We start from the raw sequence: 20,660 nt of genomic DNA, 5'->3' as shown, positions 1-20,660 counted from the left end.
CAGACCCTTGATTATTCCTTCCGCCAAATGCCTATCATCTTCTAGTAGTAGCAAACGCATGTGCGTACCGTCCATCAGGTTTAGTCAAGTCAAGGTGTTCGTTGTAAACAGAGGCTTCAACATTAAAGTAGCCCAGGATCGTGTGCGAGAAATTATCATGGCTGATAGTAGCGCTCGTTTCGTGTTTACTTACACTGAATATGTCGGACGGCCATACTATCCAGGGTATGTGGCGCTGTTCTTCTGGAGCTATCCAGTTAGGCAAGCCATGCAGATAGATACCGTTATCACCGAGTGATTCACCATGGTCAGATACATACATCATACTGCTGTCTAGTTCAGTGTGGCTTTTCAATAACTTTATGACCTGACTTACCAGTTGGTCGGTCACGAGCAAACTGTTGTCATATGCATTAGTGATTTCATCCACAGAACAATTCGACAGCTCTTGGCTTTTACATTCGGGTAAAAACCGTTTCATTTCGTTAGGCGACCGTTCGTAATAGGCAGGCCCGTGACTTCCCATTTGATGAAGCACAATAATTGAGTCTTGATGCAAATTGCTTAACCAAGATTTGAGTTGTTCGAGCATATCTATATCATAGCATTGCGATTCTTCACATCGGGATTCGCTCATTTTGACGGTTTTAATTCGGTTACAGACATCTTTGCAGCCAGAGTTATTTTCTATCCATGTTGCATTAATACCAGCAGTTTCTAAAACATCTAATACATTACTCGAGTTTCTAGCAACATCCGAGTAATTATCAGCGGTTAAAAAACTGAACATGCACGGCACTGAAATAGCAGTTGCCGTTCCACAAGACGTAGCTTTTTTATAGCTGAATATTGGCTCTGATGTCATGAGCGCATTCAGTGAAGGCGTTGTCGGTCGAGCATAGTTATTGATTGCAAAATGATCCGCACGCGCTGTCTCACCCAAAACGATTACCATGACTCTCGGTTTTTCAGACGTACCTACCTGAACGGCATCTTGCCCTAGTCTTATAAATTGAGTTGGGGTTTCTAGTTTTCGTTTCAAAGCCGAGACGGTTGATGATATGACGTTGAAAGGAGCAACTCTGTACTTCACATCTCGATGGTTGCGAAATAAAGACGCGAAGTCGTCATAACTGGTGTAAGCGATACCGACCGCTAATATTGAAAAGCAAGTCGCCGCTGCAAGACCTTGTTTTATTTTTGTTGTCGCACTGGAAGTGGGGAGTTTTATATACGCCAGCAATAGCGATGGGATAACACCAAGTGTTATGAAGGTTTCAAAAAAACTTCCCGAGAGTTGTTCACGAGCCTCAGCCGTATCGGTCTCAATTGCATTAATTATCATATCTGCATCAATGATAATGCCATATTCCGACATGTAAAAAAGTGCAGGAGCAGCAAGAACAAACAACAATATTGCGAATGGCTTAAAAGCATTAACGCATCGACTGATGGCGAGCGCAACAGTATAGAAAAAAGCAATGAACACCATCAGTTTGACTTGCGTGAACCCATGAACCCCGTATTCACTCAACGCACTCACAAGAGGACCCGAGTATGCTAGAGCAAGCCAAGCCGCAACGAGTATTAATAGAACTGGAAAATTAAGCGTCAGTCGCTGCATATTGCTCACCTATATGAAAGATAAATAAAGAAACACTCCAACAGATGAATGCTGTTGTTATGTCATCAATAAAGAAGTGCGCGCCCCGCAGCTGTTGAACAGCTCCAAGTAAAAAGCCGGAAGAAAGTGCGAGAATTAGCGAAGCTTTCGCAAGAAGAGGCCTGTTTTTACGCCAGAAAAAGTACAGAGCAATCCAGGCAAAGCCAATACTTGAATGTCCCGAAGGAAAGCACCGACCCGAGCCAAAATGAGTGTCGTTGAACGACCATAAACTGATATATGGTTTGACTCCTCCGTATAACTGCAAATCCCAAGGACAGTCCATACCAAGCATCGCCTTGAGGTAATTCACTAAACCAAAAGACAACAAAACCGATAAGAGTAACAATACATACCGGCGCCGCTTGCTTTCCCCTTTGCTTGATAAGAACTGAGCCACGGTTAAGGCTAGGACAAGCACTACAAATGCGAGATTAAGCTTCCGTATACCGTCATGAAGAATCGTTTCAGTGATAAAGTGGTGCCTTAAAGACCACTGTCCCCCTTCAAGCTGGTATAACGCATTGGCGACTAAAAACTTAAGCTCTAGAAATTCTACGACCAGTAATATAGCGACAAAAACCGCCAAAACACTTGCCCAACGCCTCCAAACCGTCATGGACTTTAAAGCGGCCATAATACAGCTACCCAAACGACGATGAACTGACAGATAGCAATGAATACTGCAGCCGAGGCGATGTCCTTTGCTCGACCGCTGAGCTCGTGAAAGTCGGCGCCAATGCGGTCGACAACCGTTTCAATGGCGGAGTTTAGTAGCTCCGTAATAAGTAAACCAAGCAATGACATGAACATTAGCAACCGCTCTGAAAGCTCAAGCTCTGCTATCACTAAAACTGGCAACAACACCAACAATAAAAGTACCTCTTGTCGAAAAGCTGCTTCAAAACACCACGCCGCTCTGAGCCCTTTCATGGAATATTGCGTTGCATCGATGATTCGGGCTATGCCAGTTTTTCCTGGTTTCATAGTCACCTCTTGAGAAATAAAAACTGCATAGTAAACAGTCAATATTAAGTTCAGCTTAAGGTTCGTTCTTTAGTATCGCGTTCATTATCAGAGCTAAGTTGGGCTACTAATGAGCAATACACCTTTATTAAAAGAACTGAAGTCGTCGCTATTCCAATACCGGACGCTTATAGCGGGTTTTTCGCTGGGTCTAATTATCCTGAGTGTTAGTCGCTTACTATTATTTATATGGCAGTTTGAACGCGTAACTGAGGCAGGAGAGCTCAGTTACTTGATGTTAATGGGCCTCAGAGCAGACATCGTTCAGATGGGTTATCTGACGCTACCTTTATTGCTATTCGCGCCATTATTTTTAAATCGCTGGGGTGTGAGGGCTTGGCAAACAGTTCAAAGCGTTTGGTTGATTATTGCTATCACCTATATCACGTTTATGGAGGTCTCAACGCCCGCCTTTGTTATGCAATACGACTTGCGACCTAACCGTCTGTTTGTTGAGTATTTAGAGTACCCGAGGGAAGTGTTAAGCACCCTTTGGGGAGGGTTTAAAGTCTGGTTACTTTTGACCGCGGTAGTGTTGGGTATTTGCTTATTCGGACTCGGTAAGCTTGCTAAGCGACTGAACCAGACAACTTATGGTCATAAACAATACACTGGCAGGGCGCTTATTGTTTGGCCGCTTTTGATGGTAATTGTTTTTGCCGGTGTGCGGTCAACGTTAGCGCATCGCCCGGCGAACCCAGCATTTTTTGCGGTGACATCGGATGCTTTGGTGAATAGTTTAGTTATCAGTTCGGCCTATTCGCTTGAATACGCAATTTACAGCATGAGGCACGAGGAAAATGCCTCTCGTATATACGGTGATGCCAGTTTAGAGAAAATTCTTAACATAGTTAAAAGCCAGCCACACTTAGCAGGCAAGACATTTCCATCTGACGAATACCCCACAGTGCACTTTAATAAAGCTTCCCGGAGCTTCGACAAACCCAAAAATATTGTCGTTATCTTGGAGGAAAGTTTAGGTGCGACTTTTGTTGAAGATCTCGGTGGGATTAATGTCACACCAAACCTAAAGCGACTTAGTAAGGAAGGGTGGTGGTTTCAGCAGCTTTACGCAACTGGCACTCGGTCAGTTCGTGGTATTGAGGCGGTTATTTCAAGCTTCTTACCCACACCGGGAAGAAGTACCGTGAAACTTTCACTGTCTCAGCAAAATTTTTATACCGCTGCTGACCTGTTGTCGCGTGAGGGATACTTCACTGAGTTTATTTATGGTGGTGAAACCCACTTTGACAACATGGGAAGTTTTTTCGCAAGTAATGGTTTTCAGTCTATTCTTGGTCAGAGTGACATTGATAACCCCAAGTTTGTCGGTAGCTGGGGAGCGAGCGATGAGGACCTGTTTAATACCGCTCATAAAAGGTTTGAGATGCTAACTAAAAAGGGAGCTCCCTTCTTTAGCTTGGTGTTTACCTCATCAAACCACGAACCATTTGAGTTTCCAGACGATGAAGTCGAGCTCTATTCTGCGCCCAAGAACTCGGTAGAAAACGCTGTCAAATATGCTGACTTTGCGCTGGGTAAGTTTATCAACAAAGCAAAGGCGAGTGATTACTGGGAAAATACGATTTTTTTGATTGTCGCTGATCACGATACGCGCGTCTATGGAAACGAGTTAGTTCCGATCCAAAAGTTTCGTATTCCAGGACTCATTCTGGGTGGCTCTATTCAACCCAAAGAGATTGATGAAATTACCAGTCAGATTGACTTAATGCCTACGGTTATCTCGCTTGCAGGCGTTTCAGCTTGGACCCCGGCGATAGGCCAGGACATTTCGAATGATAACGTGCCACCGGCTAATCGTGCCATGATGCAATTTGGTAATAACTACGCATGGATGACACCCAAAGGAGTAGCGATTTTAACTCCTGGAGAGGATAAAACCGGTCACTATGACTTCGATGAGAGCGCCTTTGTGGCTGACCAAAACATCAGTCAGCAGTTGCGTAATGAGGCACTAGCTCATGCATTATTGCCTTCTTGGCTATATCAACACCGAGCATATTTTGTCCCAGAAAGTTTAACTAAGCTTTCTAACGAATAGATCCTAGCTAGAAATTAGTAATTGAGCGAATGCGCGGCTACTACTGGGGCTGTAGTTGGTCCGCTTCTCGCTCAGAGCGGACACTCCTAATATTATCTGGCAATTTATTCTTAGTCAGTGCAGTTAAAGTAAAGCCAGCAAACACGCTGGCTTATACTTAGTTACATTCTGAACCCATGACATGTTTTAGATGAGTCAAGACAGTATCCATTGTTTCTTTGTTATAACTGTAATGGTCTCCATCCAAATCGATATGCAGCACGGGGTTCTCATAGCTATTATCTGACAACCTTTGTTCAATTTTATTAGCCATTTCGAATGAAGGCCAAATTTGGTCTTGCCTTGCTGAGACCAGCGTAACCGAGCCTTTGATCTTCTCGACAGGAATTGCAGCATCGTTGAACTCTTTTGGGGAAGCTTCAGATAAAGCGTCAGTAAAGGCATTTCGGTACTCACCGGTAAAAATTCCGGATAGCATGTCAAAAGATAATAAAGGGGCCTCAATGTAAGGTAGTGGCTGTCCGTCGATGCTCCAGCTTGAATAGCTCATTGGTGTTTTCACTGCATTCCAGACAACATGACTCGGGTATGCAGCAACAATGTGATTAACCGTATTAAAATGGCTGCCAAGCAACAAAGATAATTCCGCACCTTTTGAGAAACCGAGAAGTGCAACACACTGACCTTTAATGCTCGAGTCTTCAGTTATTGCCTTAATACGCGCGTCAATTTCGTTTAAAGACAGCTCAATAGGGCTATCGGGCGTTCCCAACGTATCAAAGTAACCCATTGATGCAACAGAGAATCCATAATCGTGATATCTATCCATCAACGGCTTCATATTTGGATTGGCAAAGTAATTACCACCGTCACTTCCTCCTACCAAAATGACTAACGGGTGTGCTTCTCCGTCGCTAATGTAATTGGTGTATAAATCAGGTGCTGGTGCGTTTTCGCAGGACGCAAGAGCCCCCACCAGTAAAAATGGTGTTATTAATTTTTTCATTGTTTTTCCTTATTTTTTAGGGTTAAGCACTACATCGTTAAGTGCCTTTTTAGTTGGCGTGCGCCATTTCGGCTGGTTAATACTTCCAGCTCGGAGTGAATAAATCTTAAGAGCAAGCGCCCATTAAGCCAGCGCTCGGCTTCGCTCAATCGAAGCCGATTAATGATTGCGCCACGATGGACACGGAGAAAGTGTGCTGGCAGTTGTTGCTCCAGCTCAGTTAATGTCTTGTCTAAAGGGTAAGTCTGCGAACCGCAATGGGCGACTTGCGTCCCGTTGTCGATAATAATGGCATCGATATCCTCAATTCCTACGTTTCTCATACGTTGCCCCACCTGACTAATCAATGTTTGTGGCAGCGTTTGGGCTCGTTTTAGTCGCAGCCGCTCAGCGACTCGTTCAAGTGCGAGCTGAAGTCGTTGTAGGCTAATCGGTTTGAGAACGTAATCAGCGGCGGCACCGTTGAAGGCTTCAACGGCATAACGGCTGTGTGCCGTTGTGAAGATAACTTCGCTATTGCAGTGTTGCCGGTTTAATTGCGACAGCACATCGATTCCATTCAGTCCTGGCATATTAATGTCGAGTAAAATGACATCGGGTTGTGACTCTGAAAGATGCTGAAAAAGCTCCTCTCCGGACCTTAGCTCGGCTTCAATACGCCACTCGGGTAATGCACTTATAAGCTGATTCAGCTTCAGTCTACTTGCGTATTCATCGTCAACGATAAAAAGAGTATTAATCATGATTGGACTCCAAGCTGATGTTGACAACCGCTCCCTTAGACTCTGGGTCATTCGACAGCTGGATATTGGCATGGCGCATAAGGCCAATCCGTCGGATTGTCGTGCTCAAACCGAGTCCCGAATGCTTTAAGTTTTCAGGTTGAGTAGCCAGGACTATGTCAGGAAAACCGGGACCATTGTCGCGGATAATAACCTGCAAAGCACTGCCACGAGCTCTACACGCTAACGTTAATTCAATTGGAAGCCGCGTGGCATGTTTAATTGAGTTTTCCAGTATTGGTTGCAACAAAAATGGGGGAATCTGCACATCTAGAGTTGCTTCATCAATGTCTATATCGATTTTCAAATCATCACCGAGCCTAGCACGCTCTATATTCAGCCACTTTTGTAGGATCATTAATTCATGTTTGAGGCTGATGGTATCGACATTATTCGTATCTAGGATATGTCGCAACACGGATGCTAAATCGTGAGTCAGCAGCTCTGCCTTTTTTGGATTCGACGTAATGAAAGCCGTTAACGTATTAAGGCTGTTAAACAAGAAATGAGGATGCAAGGAGTGCTTGAGTTGATTCAACTCAGCATGCTGGCGCAGCAAACGTTCGGTTTGTAATGCTTTGTAGGCTCTGTAGGCACGATAAAGAATATACGTTCCAATAGCCCAGGGAATTGACATGAAAAAGACGTCAAGCCAACCAAATTCAACACCTGGATAAATGCCTGCTAGAGCAAAGCCCCAGATTCGATAGCCGATATAAAAGCAGCCAAACCATAGAAGCAGCTCATAGAAAATATTGTTGATGCCGAGCCTTTTGATAGCGAATACAGCCGAAGAAATAGGTACCCAAAATAGGAAGATAATCGCAACAGCTCCAGCTAACAGAGCGTCATTGGTTCCAACCTGTCCTCGCTGCCACCAGTCGAGAAAGGTAATCGTGGCACTGATAAAACTTAACCCGAGTAATGCAATAAACAGTTCTTTTTTAGTGATTTCTGGCATCGGTATGTCCGCTGCTTTTGGTTATGCAGACATTATTAAAGCCCTGAAGCTGAGTGTCACTGTGTTTCTGACTGAATGGTCAAATTAACGTGTTGAACTGTCGCTAGGGTTCGTCCGCTTTGAGCGAAAAACGGACATTGGATTTTAAATCCTTACAAGGTAGAGTCGCTTGTAAGGTTACCGACTTTACATGGTCGGCTTAAAGGCTGTTAAATTTCAGGACGAAAAATTGTGCTAGAAACGAGAAAAGTATTCATAGATACACAGTCATTCGTGAAAGCAGGACTTCACTTTGACGGTGCAGCATTTAGATCGTTTAGGAAATATTGCGAGGCGAATGAGTTCTTTCACGTATCTACAAGCGTTGTTGAGCGCGAAGTAAAATCTAAAATTGCGCTTTCAGTTAAAGATGCGATAAACGCTATCCAGACCTTCCGAAGAAAAGCCCGACTTCTTTCATCGCTGGATGACGAACAGATTAAGGGGTTGTTTGAAGAAATATCAGATGATGACATATACAAAAAGTCAGAGGATGTTTTTGAAGAGTTTATGAAGGCATGCTCGACTGAAGTAGTTGAAGCTGATCAAATTAATGCTGAAGAGCTACTGTCTTTATACTTCGAAACAAGGCCACCATTTGGTGAAGGAAAGAAGAAAGCTGAGTTTCCGGATGCGATTTCAATCCTGTCGCTAAAATCGTATCTTCAAAATGACGAGAAAATCTACATCGTCTCTGATGATGGCGACTTGAAGGCATTTTGTGATGAAGAGGCTAACTTCATTTCTGTGGAGTCGTTAGATAAGCTTCTGGATATTTACACGACTCATACGAGCGTCAGACACCAACAAGTAAAGCAATATTTTATTGATAATGAGGAATCAATTAAGCAGAAAATTACTGAATTTCTCGAAGACTGCGACGTTTATAACTCTTCGATGTGGGAGGATGCAGAGGTTGATGGTGGTCTTTCAGTTTTAAACCTTGGGAATATAGAGCCGTCAGTACTATACATTGATGACGAGGAAAGCCAAATTACCTTCGATATAGATGTAGAGTTTGAAGTGACAGTGATCGGCCCCGATTTCAATAATGGCATCTATGATCGCGAGGACGGCCGGATTTACACATTTGATAGCACTTTGAGAACTAGCATAATTTCAACAACTTATACTGTTGAGGTTTTCCTGCATTATGAGTTTATAGATGGTGAATTAGTAAATGCCAAAGCTGATGGTCTTTATATTGCAGGCACATCGGGTGGTATTGAAGTAGCTGTTGAAGAAAATGAGCCAGATTGGCGCTAAAAATTTAGCAAGCACTTCAATCAGAACGCTTGCACACAAGCGCCTATTACCCGGGCGCTATGTTTCTGAGGATGGATAATTGATACTTCATAAATACTATGGATTTTCAGCTGGGTTGTTGTCAACAACGGTATGGAGATACAAGTATGGCGTCTAAATTGGCACGAAGCGGACTATCAATTCATACTCAAATCAAGTGTTATTAACAATCCTATTCAAAATATTTTATAGTCCTTTTAAAGTATTTTAGTTTGAATTAAATACTTTATAACCCATATAGGGGCTTTTATATAAATATAATTGCGTGCCTTAAACAGTCTGCTACACTCTATTTATCAGTTTAAAGCCTATTTAAGGTTCGTTATATGAATTCAGAACGCGTTTCAACCATCATTGGTCAGCGAGTCAGGCAGTATCGGCTGAACCAGGATTTAACTCAGGAGGACGTAGCGACCTTAGCGAATGTCTCCCTTAATGCGGTTAAATCCGCCGAGGGTGGTAAAAGCACCTTACCCACCTATGTCGCAATTCTTCAGGCGTTAGGGCATATCGACAATTTATTGGCTGCATTCCCGGACGAGGGCGTTTCTCCTGTGCAACTACTCAAAAGTAGCACCAAACAGAAGAAACGAGCGAGCGGTAAAACGCGTGTGAAACCTGCTGACAATGAGGAGCTGGACTGGTGATTAATACCATTGAAGTTCGCTACAAAGGTGAGCCTGTCGGTGCCTTAAATTATAACAAAGGCGACACGGCGGCGCGGTTCGAGTACTTATCTGAATTTGTCGAAAAAAACATTCCGCTAGCGCCTTTAACCATGCCCGCCGAGAAGGGACGAATTTACTCCTTCCCTGGATTAAATTGGGATACCTTTAGAGGCCTGCCTGGCATGCTCGCGGACTCTTTGCCCGATGACTTTGGTAATGCGGTACTGAACCAGTGGGTTGCGCAACAGCCCGATCGCACAGAGCCTCTGAGTCCGCTTGAAAGGCTTCAGTATACCGGCGAGCGGGGCATGGGGGCGCTTGAATATCACCCTGCGCGTAAGAATCAAACCAACGCCAAAAACAAAGACATTGAGCTTGAGAGCTTAATGAAATTAGCGCAGGACGTGCTCGATGCTCGGACTGGTTTTCGCCAACGCACGCACTTTGACGACGCGGCAGACAAAGAAATGATGCAGGCCTTATTAGCGGTTGGCACCAGCGCCGGTGGCGCAAGACCAAAAGCGGTACTGGCGTTTAATAAAGACTTCAGTCAGGTTCGTTCAGGGCAGGGGCTTATGCCCGAAGGGTTTGAGCATTACCTGCTGAAGTTTGACGGCGTAAAAGAGCGCGACCCGTCTCAGCAAACCTTTGGCGACCCGTTAGGTTACGGCGCCATGGAGTATGTGTATTACTTAATGGCGACCCAAGCCGGCATTCATATGATGCCATGCCACCTGCTGGATGAAGGCGACCGACGCCATTTTGTGACCAAGCGCTTCGACAGAGTCGGCAACGAGAAAAAACATATTCAAACGCTGACCGCTATTAAGCACGTGAATTATCACGACATTGGCGCGTTTTCCTATGAAGAGATGTTTCAGGTTGCCCGCCAGCTGAGGCTGCCGCGGGCGGATGCTATGGATTTGTTCCGCCGCATGGTGTTCAACCACGTAGCCACCAACCACGACGACCACTCAAAGAACTTTGGTTTTATGCTGGAAGGCACACAGTGGCGATTGAGCCCGGCTTACGATGTGGCCTTTAGCTTTAAGCCCGGAAACCCCTGGGTAGAGCAGCACTGGATGTCGTTAAATGGCAAGCGCAGCGGCCATACTCGCGCCGACTTTTACGCGCTGGCAGACGTTCAGCTACCAAAGGTAGAGCGCAAAGAAATTGATGCGATTATTGATGATGTGATAAGCGCGGTGTCTAAGTGGCGGGAGTTAGCTAAAGCGCACGACGTACCGAAAACGCTGGCAGATTTCATTAGCAGCCATCTGAAGCTGAAAGACTTTGCCTGAGACGCGTTTATCGGGATAACAATGCGGATTATGTGTCGCAGTTTAATTATTCCGACCACACTGCGTATTCGTTGCCGCTAGGGCAAGTAAATTGAAAGCGTCGACCACCGGGAAAATCGAATATAGGCTTAATGATTTTACCGCCTGCGTCTTCAACGCTTTTTAAACTTTGTTCAAGGTCTTTGCTGTATAAAACCACCAACGCGCTGCCAGTCGATGTTTGAGCAACCAAATCAGATTGGTAAAAGCCGCCATCGAGCCCCGCATTTTGAATAGCAGAGTATTCTGGGCCATAGTCTACAAACTCCCAGCCAAAGGCCTGTTGAAAAAAGCGCTTGGTAGCTTCAAGACTCCGCGCCGGTAGTTCAATGTAATTAATTTTGGTTGAATTCATCATATGCCTCGCTTAGGGTTTTTATGCGGCAACGAGCTTCTTAACCTTGAGTTCTTTACGATGTTGCTCGGCATGCCAGAGTTCATACTGGGACTGCTGGTTTAGCCAGCTTTCCGCTGAAGTATTAAATGCGATTGATAGTCTGATAGCCATTTCAGGGCTAATACCAGCCTTGCCGTTCAGAACAGCACTTAACGTTTTCCGGCTTACGCCCAAAGCGTCCGCTGCAGCGGTTACAGATAAGCCAAGAGGCTCGAGACAAAGCTCTCGTACAACTTCGCCAGGGTGGGGGGGGTTGTGCATTAGCATACGAATACCTCAGTGATAATCTTCATAATTTACTATCTCTGCATCTCCATCCTCAAATCGGAAGGTCACGCGCCAGTTTCCACTGACCGTCACTGACCAAATTCCAGAGCGGTTACCGGAGAGCTCATGAAGTCGAAGACCTGGCAAATCCATATCTTTTGTGCCAGATGCCGCATTCAACCTACCGAGAATAAGCCGAAGCCTCTTTGCGTGGCTGGCCTGAATCCCTGCGGCGCTACCGAACCTGAAAAACTTAGCCAAACCTTTGTGCTTGAAGTTTCGGATCACGATTAAACTGTACCCTATAACGTATCGGGTGTCAATTTTTCTAGTTTCGGTATATTACGTATGGACATCCTGCTTGGAAAGTTATTCATCTTCGAGCTCCTCTCTAACTCGTAAAAAGCTGGCGAAGCGCGGTACGTCATTATTAGTGTAGCCATGGTACTTGTAGGTAATGATACCCCCGACAGGTGGCGGGTTAGCGCGTTCTGCATCTGTAAACCCAGTACCAATAGAAAATTCAATGCCTTGTTCATTTCGAACGCGTAGAGCCCCTAACATATTGGTGTATTTTCCTTTGCCTGGCAAATGGGCGATAACCTTGGCTTCTTCATCGAAATAAGGTTTCAACTTTAATAAAGCGTCGCTCCTGCCAGACTGATGAGGTGCCGTTGCCAAGTGTAGCATCAGGCCTTCTGCGCCCTTTTCAACCATAGCTTGCAGGTGTTTGCTTAACTCATCGTTGGAGGTAAACCTCTGTTGTTTAACCGCTTTGATATGCTTTTTGTTTATTCGCTCAATTAAGTTCGAATAGTTTTTGTATCGTTCTTCGAAAGGCAGCTGAGTGTCAGGCATATCAAACACCATATACTTCACTTGGCGCCAACGTTTTTCTTCTGGTATTTGCGTTCTGACAATAGAACTCAAGTCCTCAAAGTTCTGACGTTTTGTCCATAGTTCCCCATCAAGCCAGGCATCAGGTAATGGCGCAGTAAACCACTCAGGAGCTGATATTGGGCTCCCTTGCCGGGTTAACAGTTGATCGCCGGTCCAAATAGCTCGGATACCGTCATACTTTTCGCTGACTAAGTAGTCGCTAATAGGAATGTTCGTGTTTTCTTCATACACTTTTGCGAGTTGGGTTTGCGTTGCTGTCTGCAACGCGGCTGCGGGGAAGCTACAAAAGGCAGCGATAAAAAGTGCCGCTAAGTAAATGAAACGAACTTTAGAGAGTGTTGGCATCCTTGCCTCTTATTTTTGATTGAGTTGCAGCGCGTTTGCGCCAAGTGTCATACAGAGACTAGCATCGGTTGCTAAAGTTGGCAGCGTGGCGATGTCGTATTATGAGCTAAGCAAACTGATTTTCGCATTACGTTATAAGTCAAATGTGCGAAAACGGCGTATAAGAAAATGAAGTTTGCAAAAGGTGGTTCTAATGTCACAACAAAGTTCGAAACTTATTATTTTCTTTGATGGCGGATGTCCGCTATGCGTTAAGGAAATGCGGCATTTAAGGAAGCTTGATGAGAAACGACAAATAACGTTCGAGAATATTAATGAGCCGGACTTTAATCAACGATACCCTCAAGTTGACGTTGCTAAGGCTAACCAGTATTTACATGGGCAGACCCGTTCCGGTGACATGATCTACGGTCTGGATGTCACCTATGCCGCCTGGTCGCTAGTGGGTAAAGGCTGGATGATTGCCCCTCTGCGCTGGCCGGTTATTCGGTGGTTCGCTGACAAAACGTATTTATTTTTTGCACGTAACCGCAACCGTGTATCCAAGTTATTAACGGGTAAAGAGCGCTGCGCACAGTGTTCAATAGACTGATAAGCGCTAACCGAAAATTATAAGCAGAGTACTTTCAATATGAAAAAGATATCTTTGGCGTTATTGCTAGCACCAGTTTTCACAATGGCAGCCGAAAAGCCCCCTCAAGTCACTGCGCAGCAATTTGTGAACTTGCAGCAGGGCGAAACTGTTCACGAAGGGTTCCGAAGAGCCCACGCTAAGGGCATTTGCGTGACAGGGGAGTTTCGTTCTAATGGGCAGTTAGCTGATTACTCCGTAGCTTCTCTATTTGGGCGAGAGGTAACGCCTTTTGTTGGGCGGTTTTCGGTAGCGGGTAACAACCCAACCGCACCCGACTTAAAAGCACCTGTGCGCCGCTTCGCTTTAAGCTTTGCTATGAGCCCAACCCAGCAGTGGCGCATCGCGATGAATACGCCGCCGGTTATGCGGAGTCTTACCGACGCAGAGCAAAAGAAGTGTTAATGGGTGAGCTGGAGGAGCCGGGCGACCCATTGACGTATTTGGCTGGTTCCGCTTACCGGCTGCGCTGAATGTCGATATTGAGAACTATGCCGTATTTAGAGAATTGCACGGCTGGTTAGCAATATCCCTTATGGCACTGGTTGCTTTGCATGTCGCAGCTGCACTACATCATCACTTTATTCGCAAGGACAAGGTGCTGAGAAGCATGCTCTAGCTACTGTTTTTATTAATGGGGGAGTAAAGATCAGCAGGCGATCTTTTATTTAGGCTTATCTTTACTACACTTAACTATGAAGGTCACAAAATACATCGATACCTTTTGACGGTTAAGGAGTTTGTATGACTGGTCCAATGAAATCGAAAGTGAGTGAACACGATGAAAACCTGACTGAGGAAGAAAAGCGCAAGCTACAGTCACAGCAGGACAAAGAGAACCAGAGCCGCGAAGATCATCGTCGGCCAAACTCAACGCATGACACGCACTCTCAGAAAGACAAGCAAATTGCCCCTGAGCAGCGTGGCAAGGACTCTCGCTAAGGAGATAAGTGCTTATGCCTGACGTTTGGCGTGATAAAGACGAGCGCATGTATCAGCATATCAAGCAGACGCAGCTGGATGACGGCAAGAGTGAAGACGAAGCCGAGGAAATTGCCAGCCGCACCGTGAACAAGCAGCGGCGAGAGGAAGGGGTTACCGATAACACCACCACTCAAGGTACTGGTAACCCTAACACTCGGCTGGAAGAACGTACCAAGGAAGAACTTTATAACAGAGCCCAGCAGCTTGATATTGATAATCGTAGCCAAATGAGTAAAGACGAATTGATTGAGGCGATACGGCAAAAGCAGTAGCTGACGATTGGCGGCTTTGGTGGTTTAATAGGGTCATCAGTAATAAGGACAAGCAGTCAATTTGTCATGGCCGACACACGTTATATAACTCGGAATCGTCTCTCTCAGGAAGTGAATAAAGCCCGCATTTGGGTCGCTGTTATTGGCGCACCTATTGCGGGCTTTTTAATGTATAACTTGCCAAAATTTTGGTGGATTGTTGGGTTAATTTATCTGTTCAGTATTTTAGGTGCAGCATCCACTAAGCGTTCAGGTGCAAAGGGCGAATTAAAAACACTGAAGCTTTTAGAAAAACTCCCCGATAGCTATATTTTGTTTAACCAAATTGATGTACCTAACCCACGAACCAAACGCGGCTTTACTGAGCTGGATTTGATTGTGGTGGGTCCTAACGGTGTATTCGTAATAGAAGTGAAGAACAACAACTCTAAAGTAACGGGGGATGAGCAGGCGGCTAATTGGACAGCTCATAAAATAGGGCGTAAGGGTGGCTGTTATAAAACCAAAGTCCGCAACCCAATAAAGCAGTTAAAAAAACAGGTTCATGTTTTAGCTGAACACCTGAAGAAAAATCGCGCATCCACCTGGATAGAGGGGGCTGTTTTTTTCTCGCACCGTAACGCACGGATTAAATTGTCTTCACAACCCAGTGTACCCGTTTTCCAGCGCAAAGGGCTGGTTGAATATATTCTTAGCTATCAGCCGAAGCGGTCACCGAAGAACACGGAAAAGGTTATTCAACAATTGGTCAGTCTTAAGCGACGTTCTTGCTAGTTGCTATTTCGCTTATGTTAATCCAGTGTTATAAACTTTAATGTTGAGTCAGTAAGCTCGTGTAAGGGGATGAGTGTTATGAACCGTTTAAAGGATAAAGTCATATTAATTACAGGAGCTGCGAGAGGTATCGGTGAAGGTATCGCTCGAGAATTCCATGCCCAGGGCGCGACCGTTATTTTAACGGATACGCTTAAAAGCGATATTGAAGCAATAGCTAAAGAGTTAGGCGAGAACGCGTTCTTCCATCCCCTGGATGTGTCTGAGGAGCAGCAGTGGATAGAACTATTTGGCTGGATTGAAGACAAGCTGGGTCGTCTAAACGGCTTGGTTAATAATGCAGGTGTTACTGGTTTGGAGTCAGCTAACGAAGTACATAACCCAGAAAAAGCATCATTGGAAGCCTGGCGCAAAGTGCATGCGGTTAATTTGGATGGTACGTTTCTGGGGTGTAAACATGCCATTCAATTTATGCGTAAAACCCAAAGTGCAGGAAGTATCATTAATATGTCGTCGCGTTCGGGCCTGGTAGGCATTCCCGGAGCGGCTGCCTATGCCTCTTCGAAAGCTGCAATTCGGAATCACACGAAAACGGTAGCGCTTTATTGTGCTCAGGAAGGGCTGCCGATTCGATGCAACTCCGTCCATCCTGCCGCCATTATGACACCTATTTGGGATCCTATGCTGGGCTCAGGACCACAGCGTGAAGTTAACTTTAAGAAAATTGTTGATGCCTGCCCGATGCGACGGTTTGGGGATGTTAAGGAAGTTGCGCTACTTTGTGTCATGTTAGCTTCAGACGAGGCAAACTATATTAACGCGTCTGAACTCACAATAGACGGTGGCGTTTTAGCTGGAAGTTTTTCTGCAACAAGCGATTAATTGGTGAGTATGTGGTTAAGAAGAAAAGCCCGTTAGTGGCGCTGGTTTTATTTGTTATTGGACTTATTCCAGTCGTGTTTTTGTCGAGCTGGGTGACTAGCCTTTCGGCGGACAGGCTGCAGCAAAGCGCCAATGACGAAGCTTTAGAAGAACTGCTGCTCGCCAAGTCCACTTTGGAAGCTTCTTTATTTAGAGATGTCTTTCTATCAGACAGCTTAGCGACCGTATTTAGTATTGACCCTGAAATAGCTTATAAAAATTTTCACGCCATAGCCCGCAGAATGCTGGAAAAGTCCGAGAATGTAAGAAATATAGGGGTTGCTCCAGACGACATTATCGCTAAGAACTTTCCAGCAGAGGGAAATGAGAAGGCGATTGGCCTGGACTTTCGAACGGTTCCTTCGCAGTACGAAACCGTACTAGCTGCGAGACTATCAAAAGACGTTTATCTTGCAGGGCCATTGGAGCTAGTGCAGGGCGGGACGGCAATTATTGCCCGACTACCGATATTTGACGATTACCCACGAAGCGAAAATTACTGGGGCTCAATAAGCGTTGTTATTGACTACGAGAAGCTGATGAAAGCTTCTGGGTTATCGAACATGAGCAATGCGAAAATCGCTCTTCGGGGAGTCAATGGTCTTGGGCAACAGGGTGAGGTATTTGAAGGAGATGTAAGCTCTTTTAATAATGCAGATTACCAAGGAAAAATTGTTGTTCCTAATGGTGAGTGGTGGATTGCGGCGAACTTCGATACGACGCTGACCGATAGGCAGAAGTTAGCATTGACGGCTAGTTACTGGGGCATAATCGCACTCTACGCCATACTTTATGGGGGAGTTTACTTATTATGGCGGTACTATAGAGCAGAGAGGAAGCTGGCTAATCAAGATCCATTGACGGGCCTTTTTAACAGGCGCTTTGTTTTCAGCTACTTGGAAAAGCTCCTTAGTAAGCAACGAGATAGTGCACAGTTTTGTATATTGGCAATTGATTTAAATCGGTTCAAAGAAATTAACGATCTTCTTGGCCATGAAGTCGGTGACGACATGCTGAGGCTTGTTGCTGAGTCGCTTGAAGAATCAACGCGAGCGTCTGATATTGTTGCCCGCTTAGGTGGGGACGAGTTTCTGGTGATACTCAATCGGGTTGATAATAATAACGTTGCTGAGCAAAAGCTAAATCAGATAAAACAGTATGTCGAATCTAAAGCGCTCCAGACCGAAACAGGCTCTATCGCTCCTTCTTTAAGTATCGGCTTTTCTTTAAGCTCTGAAACGAATAATGGAATACCGAGCCTATTAAAAATAGCCGATGAAAGAATGTATAAAAATAAGCAGGATAAAACGTCATGAAATTCGTTGAAGCCGGCAAATTGAAAGATAACCTCGCGAACTATCTTCGTGATTTACCCAAGTGGCTTCAGTTTGTTTTGATTTTCGCTCCGTATGTGACTTTTTTCTATTTCGATCTAAGTCTTTGGGGGCAGCTGTATGGCGCGTTAATGGTTTTGTTTGCGTTTTATATCACTCCCGATGCCTTTTCTCGGTCTCATAATAGAAGTGAGGTGAAAAATATTATGGCATTGCTCGATGCTCAAGGTGATAAGCTTCGGGTCGGCCTTGAGCAGGTACCTTCAACTAAGTTAAAGCGCGTAGCGGTTGGTGAGTACAATAAAAGCTCGGCTATTCTGAGTTTTCCTTTTAACTATCAAATTAGCCACCATTATGTCTTTCCCATCCAACAGCTAGACTCGGTGCGAGAGTTCTTTAAAACCAACTATCCGCAAATAGATCTTATCACCTGATTCTTCACAGCTTTGCCATTATTAGTTAACAAAACTGCAACAAAAAGCTTTTAAAGTATCAAAGTGTGTGGTACTTATGAGTTGTGGTGTTTTTGTTAACAAGTGCGCTAACACCATCGCAAAAACCATAAGAATAAAGTCGTATAAAAAGCAGGAGGTCTTACCATGGATCATTCAGAAGAACTGCAAAAGGTAAATGACAAATCTGGCAAAGGTCGCGCCGCAAAACGTAAATGGCGTGAAATAGAGCAGCTGAAAGAAAAGTATCGGCTGCGGGAAGAACTCTCCGAAATGGATTACTCGCTAGACCTCGACTTAGAAGAAATCGAACTCTAAAAAGAAACGCCGCTTGATTCATTTCAAGCGGCGTTTTTGCTTTAGCGAATTTTTGCGAGCATTTGCTTGAGGGCTTTAGGGGCGCCCGCGGCAATGTTGCCTGACTGTACATAGTTATGGCCGCCCTGGAAGTCACTAACAATACCCCCGGCTTCGCGAACCAATAATTCACCGGCGAGTATGTCCCAGGGCTTTAAGCCCATTTCCCAGAATGCGTCGTGGCGTCCGGCTGCAACGTAGGCTAAGTCCAGTGCCGCTGCACCGGCTCTGCGTACATCCGCACAGTGCTCAAATAACTTATTAAACATTTCCAGGTATTCAGGCAATCGACTTTTCATTTTGAACGGGAAGCCTGTTGATAAAATGGCGCCTTTCAACTCAACTTTTGGAGAAATACGCAAGCGACGACCATTCAATTGCGCGCCCGCACCGCGTGAAGCAGTGAAGAGCTCTTCTCGAATGGGATCATAAACAACAGCTTGCTGCACAGAACCTTTGTGAAGCAATGCAATAGAAATACAGAAATGGGGGATACCGCGCATGTAATTGGTCGTACCGTCCAGCGGATCGATAACCCATTGGAAATCATTTTCTTTTCCAGCCTGAGTACCGCTTTCCTCTGCAATAATACCGTGATCGGGGTAAGACTTCTTAATTGTGTTGATAATAGCCTGTTCAGCGGCTTTATCCATGTCAGTGACCCAGTCGTTTAAGCCTTTAGATTCGGCTTCTACAGGGTTACCCTGATCGAAATTTTTAACTAAAATTTTGCCGGCCGCACGCGCTGCGCGCACCGCAATATTTAACATCGGATGCATACCAATTACCTGTGCTGTAAAAGAACAATTTTCGGTCGCGGATCATACCAGTGTTGGGGTATCATGCCAAACTTTTCGATAACCTCGCAGAATAGGCCGAGACGTTAACGCGCAAAGCAAAGGAAATACTCATGCTCGACAATATACGCATTGTGTTGGTGAACACTTCTCATACCGGAAATATCGGCTCAGTCGCCCGCGCTATGAAAACCATGGGGCTGTCTGACTTAGCCTTGGTTGACCCGGTGCAGGAGCCAGACAGTCATGCATCAGCACTCGCCGCTGGCGCAACAGATATTCTGGCGAACGCGACCATTGTTGATAACTTGCACGATGCAATTTCAGATTGTGGACTGGTGGTCGCGACAAGTGCTCGCAACCGTACTCTGGATTGGCCTTTACTCGGTCCTCGTGAGTCAGCTGCAAAAGTGTTGCAAGAGTCTAGTCAGCATAAGGTTGCGCTGGTTTTTGGTCGTGAGAGTAGTGGATTAACGAACGAAGAGCTTCAGCAAAGTCACTTTCACCTGCATATTCCGACCAACCCGGAATATGGTTCACTGAACTTAGCAATGGCCGTTCAGTCAGTCTGTTACGAAGTGCGCATGCAATGGCTTGAGGCGGAGGAGAAAGTCGAAGCCGAGATTCCTGAGTACCCGCGAGTGGATGATTTAGAGCGTTTTTATGACCATTTAGAAGCCACACTGACAAATACGGGCTTTATTAATCCGAAGCATCCGGGGCAGGTGATGACGAAATTGCGACGTCTTTATAATCGGGCGCGTCCGGAAGAGAGCGAGATCAATATTTTGCGAGGAATGCTCGCGTCTGTGGATAAATCGGTCGACAATACTTGACTAAAATAGTCGGGAATGTAGAATTTCAACTTACGAATAACACTTCCCGAGGAAATTGCTATGCGTCTGACATCAAAAGGCCGATACGCGGTAACCGCAATGCTTGATGTGGCTTTGTTTTCAGCAAAAGGTCCCATCCCATTGGCGGACATCTCAGAGCGTCAGGGCATTTCCTTGTCCTATTTAGAGCAGTTGTTTGCTCGTTTGCGCAAGCATGGATTAGTCGACAGTGTGCGGGGACCTGGTGGTGGTTACCGACTAGGACGTGAGCCCGCTGATATTTCGGTAGGCTCAGTGATTCATGCCGTCGATGAGTCAATTGATGCAACGCGGTGCCAGGGTAAAGCCAACTGCCAAGGTGGCGAGCGCTGTTTGACGCACTCATTGTGGGAAGGTTTGAGCGATCGAATTTCTGACTTTTTGGATGGCATTACGCTAGCCGAGTTGATGAAGAACTCTGATGTGGGTGATGTTATGCAACGCCAGCACTTACGCCATGCATCGGACGAAGACATAAAAGTTAACTGCCAACTGTAACGGC

General features: G+C 45.3%; 26 protein-coding genes and 1 pseudogene. 16 read left to right on the top strand and 11 right to left on the bottom strand.

The genetic code is table 11. From position 1 onward, the window contains the following. Nucleotides 1-34: 34 nt before the first annotated feature. The 3 genes from EST55_RS08245 to EST55_RS08235 are packed head-to-tail and all read right to left on the bottom strand — an operon-like array spanning nucleotide 35 to nucleotide 2,650. A complete protein-coding gene (locus tag EST55_RS08245; RefSeq protein WP_100691543.1) occupies nucleotides 35-1,624 on the bottom strand; it encodes a phosphoethanolamine--lipid A transferase in 1,590 nt (529 codons plus the stop codon). Continuing rightward, nucleotides 1,605-2,300, bottom strand: a complete 696-nt coding sequence (locus EST55_RS08240; protein ID WP_100691544.1) for a phosphatase PAP2 family protein — start codon at nucleotides 2,298-2,300, stop codon at nucleotides 1,605-1,607. The genes EST55_RS08245 and EST55_RS08240 overlap by 20 nt, the downstream gene beginning before the upstream one ends. Further along, nucleotides 2,288-2,650, bottom strand: coding sequence for a diacylglycerol kinase (locus EST55_RS08235; RefSeq protein WP_110076790.1), 363 nt, complete (start codon nucleotides 2,648-2,650; stop codon nucleotides 2,288-2,290). The genes EST55_RS08240 and EST55_RS08235 overlap by 13 nt, the downstream gene beginning before the upstream one ends. A gap of 109 nt (nucleotides 2,651-2,759) precedes the next feature. On the opposite strand from EST55_RS08235, the gene EST55_RS08230 reads away from it, so the two are divergent. Next, nucleotides 2,760-4,751 (top strand): LTA synthase family protein, encoded by a 1,992-nt coding sequence (locus tag EST55_RS08230; protein WP_129497110.1) that lies wholly within the window; start codon nucleotides 2,760-2,762, stop codon nucleotides 4,749-4,751. Nucleotides 4,752-4,908: 157 nt separating this feature from the next. Here EST55_RS08230 and EST55_RS08225 read toward each other — a convergent pair whose 3' ends face one another. From EST55_RS08225 to EST55_RS08215, 3 genes are read right to left on the bottom strand one after another with little or no spacing between them, the layout of a single operon-like run. Beyond that, nucleotides 4,909-5,757 carry an acyl-CoA thioester hydrolase/BAAT C-terminal domain-containing protein gene (locus EST55_RS08225; protein WP_100691547.1) on the bottom strand — a complete coding sequence of 283 codons (849 nt, stop codon included), beginning with the start codon at nucleotides 5,755-5,757 and terminating at the stop codon, nucleotides 4,909-4,911. A gap of 29 nt (nucleotides 5,758-5,786) precedes the next feature. Then, on the bottom strand, nucleotides 5,787-6,500 hold the full coding sequence (locus tag EST55_RS08220; RefSeq protein WP_164976534.1) for a response regulator: 714 nt from the start codon (nucleotides 6,498-6,500) through the stop codon (nucleotides 5,787-5,789). Continuing rightward, nucleotides 6,493-7,500, bottom strand: a complete 1,008-nt coding sequence (locus EST55_RS08215; RefSeq protein WP_092842133.1) for a histidine kinase — start codon at nucleotides 7,498-7,500, stop codon at nucleotides 6,493-6,495. Before EST55_RS08215 ends, EST55_RS08220 begins: the two co-directional genes overlap by 8 nt. A gap of 231 nt (nucleotides 7,501-7,731) precedes the next feature. Here EST55_RS08215 and EST55_RS08210 point away from each other — a divergent pair, with 231 nt between their 5' ends. The 3 genes from EST55_RS08210 to EST55_RS08200 all read left to right on the top strand — a co-directional run bounded on the left by EST55_RS08210 (nucleotide 7,732) and on the right by EST55_RS08200 (nucleotide 10,813). After that, complete coding sequence (locus EST55_RS08210) at nucleotides 7,732-8,805, top strand: PIN domain-containing protein (protein WP_129497109.1); 1,074 nt, start codon at nucleotides 7,732-7,734, stop codon at nucleotides 8,803-8,805. A gap of 365 nt (nucleotides 8,806-9,170) precedes the next feature. Further along, the gene (locus EST55_RS08205) at nucleotides 9,171-9,491 is read left to right on the top strand and encodes a helix-turn-helix domain-containing protein (RefSeq protein ID WP_100691550.1); all 321 of its coding nucleotides are present in this window, start codon (nucleotides 9,171-9,173) and stop codon (nucleotides 9,489-9,491) included. After that, a complete protein-coding gene (locus EST55_RS08200; RefSeq protein ID WP_100691551.1) occupies nucleotides 9,488-10,813 on the top strand; it encodes a type II toxin-antitoxin system HipA family toxin in 1,326 nt (441 codons plus the stop codon). The genes EST55_RS08205 and EST55_RS08200 overlap by 4 nt, the downstream gene beginning before the upstream one ends. Before the next feature lie 46 nt (nucleotides 10,814-10,859). Here the strand turns inward: EST55_RS08200 and EST55_RS08195 are convergent, their stop codons facing one another. The 4 genes from EST55_RS08195 to EST55_RS08180 all read right to left on the bottom strand — a co-directional run bounded on the left by EST55_RS08195 (nucleotide 10,860) and on the right by EST55_RS08180 (nucleotide 12,761). Continuing rightward, on the bottom strand, nucleotides 10,860-11,210 hold the full coding sequence (locus tag EST55_RS08195; RefSeq protein WP_198511816.1) for a VOC family protein: 351 nt from the start codon (nucleotides 11,208-11,210) through the stop codon (nucleotides 10,860-10,862). An 18-nt stretch (nucleotides 11,211-11,228) separates the two neighbouring features. Beyond that, nucleotides 11,229-11,516, bottom strand: coding sequence for a HigA family addiction module antitoxin (locus EST55_RS08190; RefSeq protein ID WP_100691552.1), 288 nt, complete (start codon nucleotides 11,514-11,516; stop codon nucleotides 11,229-11,231). A 9-nt stretch (nucleotides 11,517-11,525) separates the two neighbouring features. Next, nucleotides 11,526-11,804, bottom strand: coding sequence for a type II toxin-antitoxin system RelE/ParE family toxin (locus tag EST55_RS08185; protein WP_100691553.1), 279 nt, complete (start codon nucleotides 11,802-11,804; stop codon nucleotides 11,526-11,528). Between the two features lie 81 nt (nucleotides 11,805-11,885). Beyond that, nucleotides 11,886-12,761, bottom strand: a complete 876-nt coding sequence (locus EST55_RS08180) for a DNA ligase (protein ID WP_100691554.1) — start codon at nucleotides 12,759-12,761, stop codon at nucleotides 11,886-11,888. A gap of 193 nt (nucleotides 12,762-12,954) precedes the next feature. Between EST55_RS08180 and EST55_RS08175 the strand changes: the two genes are divergently transcribed. From EST55_RS08175 to EST55_RS08130, 10 genes and pseudogenes are all read left to right on the top strand, one after another. Next, nucleotides 12,955-13,353: a DUF393 domain-containing protein gene (locus EST55_RS08175; protein ID WP_100691555.1), complete on the top strand. Its 399-nt coding sequence runs from the start codon at nucleotides 12,955-12,957 to the stop codon at nucleotides 13,351-13,353. Between the two features lie 84 nt (nucleotides 13,354-13,437). Continuing rightward, nucleotides 13,438-13,761 (top strand): annotated as a pseudogene (locus tag EST55_RS08170) (catalase); the annotation flags it as partial. A gap of 64 nt (nucleotides 13,762-13,825) precedes the next feature. Further along, complete coding sequence (locus tag EST55_RS12405) at nucleotides 13,826-14,011, top strand: cytochrome b/b6 domain-containing protein (RefSeq protein ID WP_276318899.1); 186 nt, start codon at nucleotides 13,826-13,828, stop codon at nucleotides 14,009-14,011. Nucleotides 14,012-14,136: 125 nt separating this feature from the next. Continuing rightward, a complete protein-coding gene (locus EST55_RS08160; RefSeq protein WP_088767576.1) occupies nucleotides 14,137-14,334 on the top strand; it encodes a hypothetical protein in 198 nt (65 codons plus the stop codon). Between the two features lie 14 nt (nucleotides 14,335-14,348). Next, nucleotides 14,349-14,648, top strand: coding sequence for a Rho termination factor N-terminal domain-containing protein (locus EST55_RS08155; RefSeq protein WP_088767577.1), 300 nt, complete (start codon nucleotides 14,349-14,351; stop codon nucleotides 14,646-14,648). 66 nt (nucleotides 14,649-14,714) lie between these two features. After that, a complete protein-coding gene (locus EST55_RS08150; RefSeq protein WP_100691556.1) occupies nucleotides 14,715-15,422 on the top strand; it encodes a nuclease-related domain-containing protein in 708 nt (235 codons plus the stop codon). A 78-nt stretch (nucleotides 15,423-15,500) separates the two neighbouring features. Beyond that, complete coding sequence (locus EST55_RS08145; protein ID WP_100691557.1) at nucleotides 15,501-16,304, top strand: SDR family oxidoreductase; 804 nt, start codon at nucleotides 15,501-15,503, stop codon at nucleotides 16,302-16,304. 11 nt (nucleotides 16,305-16,315) lie between these two features. Continuing rightward, a complete protein-coding gene (locus EST55_RS08140) occupies nucleotides 16,316-17,659 on the top strand; it encodes a diguanylate cyclase (RefSeq protein ID WP_100691558.1) in 1,344 nt (447 codons plus the stop codon). Beyond that, nucleotides 17,656-18,111, top strand: a complete 456-nt coding sequence (locus tag EST55_RS08135) for a hypothetical protein (protein ID WP_100691559.1) — start codon at nucleotides 17,656-17,658, stop codon at nucleotides 18,109-18,111. Before EST55_RS08140 ends, EST55_RS08135 begins: the two co-directional genes overlap by 4 nt. Before the next feature lie 165 nt (nucleotides 18,112-18,276). After that, nucleotides 18,277-18,447: a DUF3545 family protein gene (locus EST55_RS08130; protein ID WP_088767582.1), complete on the top strand. Its 171-nt coding sequence runs from the start codon at nucleotides 18,277-18,279 to the stop codon at nucleotides 18,445-18,447. A gap of 41 nt (nucleotides 18,448-18,488) precedes the next feature. On the opposite strand, the gene suhB is transcribed toward EST55_RS08130, so the two are convergent. Further along, nucleotides 18,489-19,265 (bottom strand): inositol-1-monophosphatase, encoded by a 777-nt coding sequence (suhB, locus tag EST55_RS08125; RefSeq protein ID WP_100691560.1) that lies wholly within the window; start codon nucleotides 19,263-19,265, stop codon nucleotides 18,489-18,491. 131 nt (nucleotides 19,266-19,396) lie between these two features. Here suhB and trmJ point away from each other — a divergent pair, with 131 nt between their 5' ends. Continuing rightward, nucleotides 19,397-20,119 (top strand): tRNA (cytosine(32)/uridine(32)-2'-O)-methyltransferase TrmJ, encoded by a 723-nt coding sequence (gene trmJ / locus EST55_RS08120; RefSeq protein WP_100691561.1) that lies wholly within the window; start codon nucleotides 19,397-19,399, stop codon nucleotides 20,117-20,119. Between the two features lie 60 nt (nucleotides 20,120-20,179). Beyond that, a complete protein-coding gene (gene iscR, locus EST55_RS08115) occupies nucleotides 20,180-20,656 on the top strand; it encodes a Fe-S cluster assembly transcriptional regulator IscR (RefSeq protein ID WP_088767585.1) in 477 nt (158 codons plus the stop codon). Nucleotides 20,657-20,660: the final 4 nt, after the last annotated feature.

The sequence above is a fragment of the Idiomarina sp. 29L genome (assembly GCF_004123135.1).
Classification (GTDB): domain Bacteria; phylum Pseudomonadota; class Gammaproteobacteria; order Enterobacterales; family Alteromonadaceae; genus Idiomarina.
The sequence above is the reverse complement of the archived record's forward strand: the minus strand, read 5'-3'. Positions and strand labels throughout refer to the sequence as shown.

Excerpts from the sequence above, each read along its gene's own strand:
- EST55_RS08195 (WP_198511816.1), bottom strand. The coding sequence starts at position 11,210 with ATGATGAATTCAACCAAAATTAATTACATTGAACTACCGGCGCGGAGT.
- EST55_RS08180 (WP_100691554.1), bottom strand. The coding sequence starts at position 12,761 with ATGCCAACACTCTCTAAAGTTCGTTTCATTTACTTAGCGGCACTTTTT.
- EST55_RS08175 (WP_100691555.1), top strand. The coding sequence starts at position 12,955 with ATGTCACAACAAAGTTCGAAACTTATTATTTTCTTTGATGGCGGATGT.
- EST55_RS08145 (WP_100691557.1), top strand. The coding sequence starts at position 15,501 with ATGAACCGTTTAAAGGATAAAGTCATATTAATTACAGGAGCTGCGAGA.
- EST55_RS08220 (WP_164976534.1), bottom strand. The coding sequence starts at position 6,500 with ATGATTAATACTCTTTTTATCGTTGACGATGAATACGCAAGTAGACTG.
- EST55_RS08205 (WP_100691550.1), top strand. The coding sequence starts at position 9,171 with ATGAATTCAGAACGCGTTTCAACCATCATTGGTCAGCGAGTCAGGCAG.
- trmJ (WP_100691561.1), top strand. The coding sequence starts at position 19,397 with ATGCTCGACAATATACGCATTGTGTTGGTGAACACTTCTCATACCGGA.
- EST55_RS08155 (WP_088767577.1), top strand. The coding sequence starts at position 14,349 with ATGCCTGACGTTTGGCGTGATAAAGACGAGCGCATGTATCAGCATATC.
- suhB (WP_100691560.1), bottom strand. The coding sequence starts at position 19,265 with ATGCATCCGATGTTAAATATTGCGGTGCGCGCAGCGCGTGCGGCCGGC.
- EST55_RS08235 (WP_110076790.1), bottom strand. The coding sequence starts at position 2,650 with ATGAAACCAGGAAAAACTGGCATAGCCCGAATCATCGATGCAACGCAA.
- iscR (WP_088767585.1), top strand. The coding sequence starts at position 20,180 with ATGCGTCTGACATCAAAAGGCCGATACGCGGTAACCGCAATGCTTGAT.
- EST55_RS08245 (WP_100691543.1), bottom strand. The coding sequence starts at position 1,624 with ATGCAGCGACTGACGCTTAATTTTCCAGTTCTATTAATACTCGTTGCG.
- EST55_RS08215 (WP_092842133.1), bottom strand. The coding sequence starts at position 7,500 with ATGCCAGAAATCACTAAAAAAGAACTGTTTATTGCATTACTCGGGTTA.
- EST55_RS08225 (WP_100691547.1), bottom strand. The coding sequence starts at position 5,757 with ATGAAAAAATTAATAACACCATTTTTACTGGTGGGGGCTCTTGCGTCC.
- EST55_RS08230 (WP_129497110.1), top strand. The coding sequence starts at position 2,760 with ATGAGCAATACACCTTTATTAAAAGAACTGAAGTCGTCGCTATTCCAA.
- EST55_RS08150 (WP_100691556.1), top strand. The coding sequence starts at position 14,715 with ATGGCCGACACACGTTATATAACTCGGAATCGTCTCTCTCAGGAAGTG.
- EST55_RS08190 (WP_100691552.1), bottom strand. The coding sequence starts at position 11,516 with ATGCTAATGCACAACCCCCCCCACCCTGGCGAAGTTGTACGAGAGCTT.
- EST55_RS08135 (WP_100691559.1), top strand. The coding sequence starts at position 17,656 with ATGAAATTCGTTGAAGCCGGCAAATTGAAAGATAACCTCGCGAACTAT.
- EST55_RS08240 (WP_100691544.1), bottom strand. The coding sequence starts at position 2,300 with ATGGCCGCTTTAAAGTCCATGACGGTTTGGAGGCGTTGGGCAAGTGTT.
- EST55_RS08130 (WP_088767582.1), top strand. The coding sequence starts at position 18,277 with ATGGATCATTCAGAAGAACTGCAAAAGGTAAATGACAAATCTGGCAAA.
- EST55_RS08160 (WP_088767576.1), top strand. The coding sequence starts at position 14,137 with ATGACTGGTCCAATGAAATCGAAAGTGAGTGAACACGATGAAAACCTG.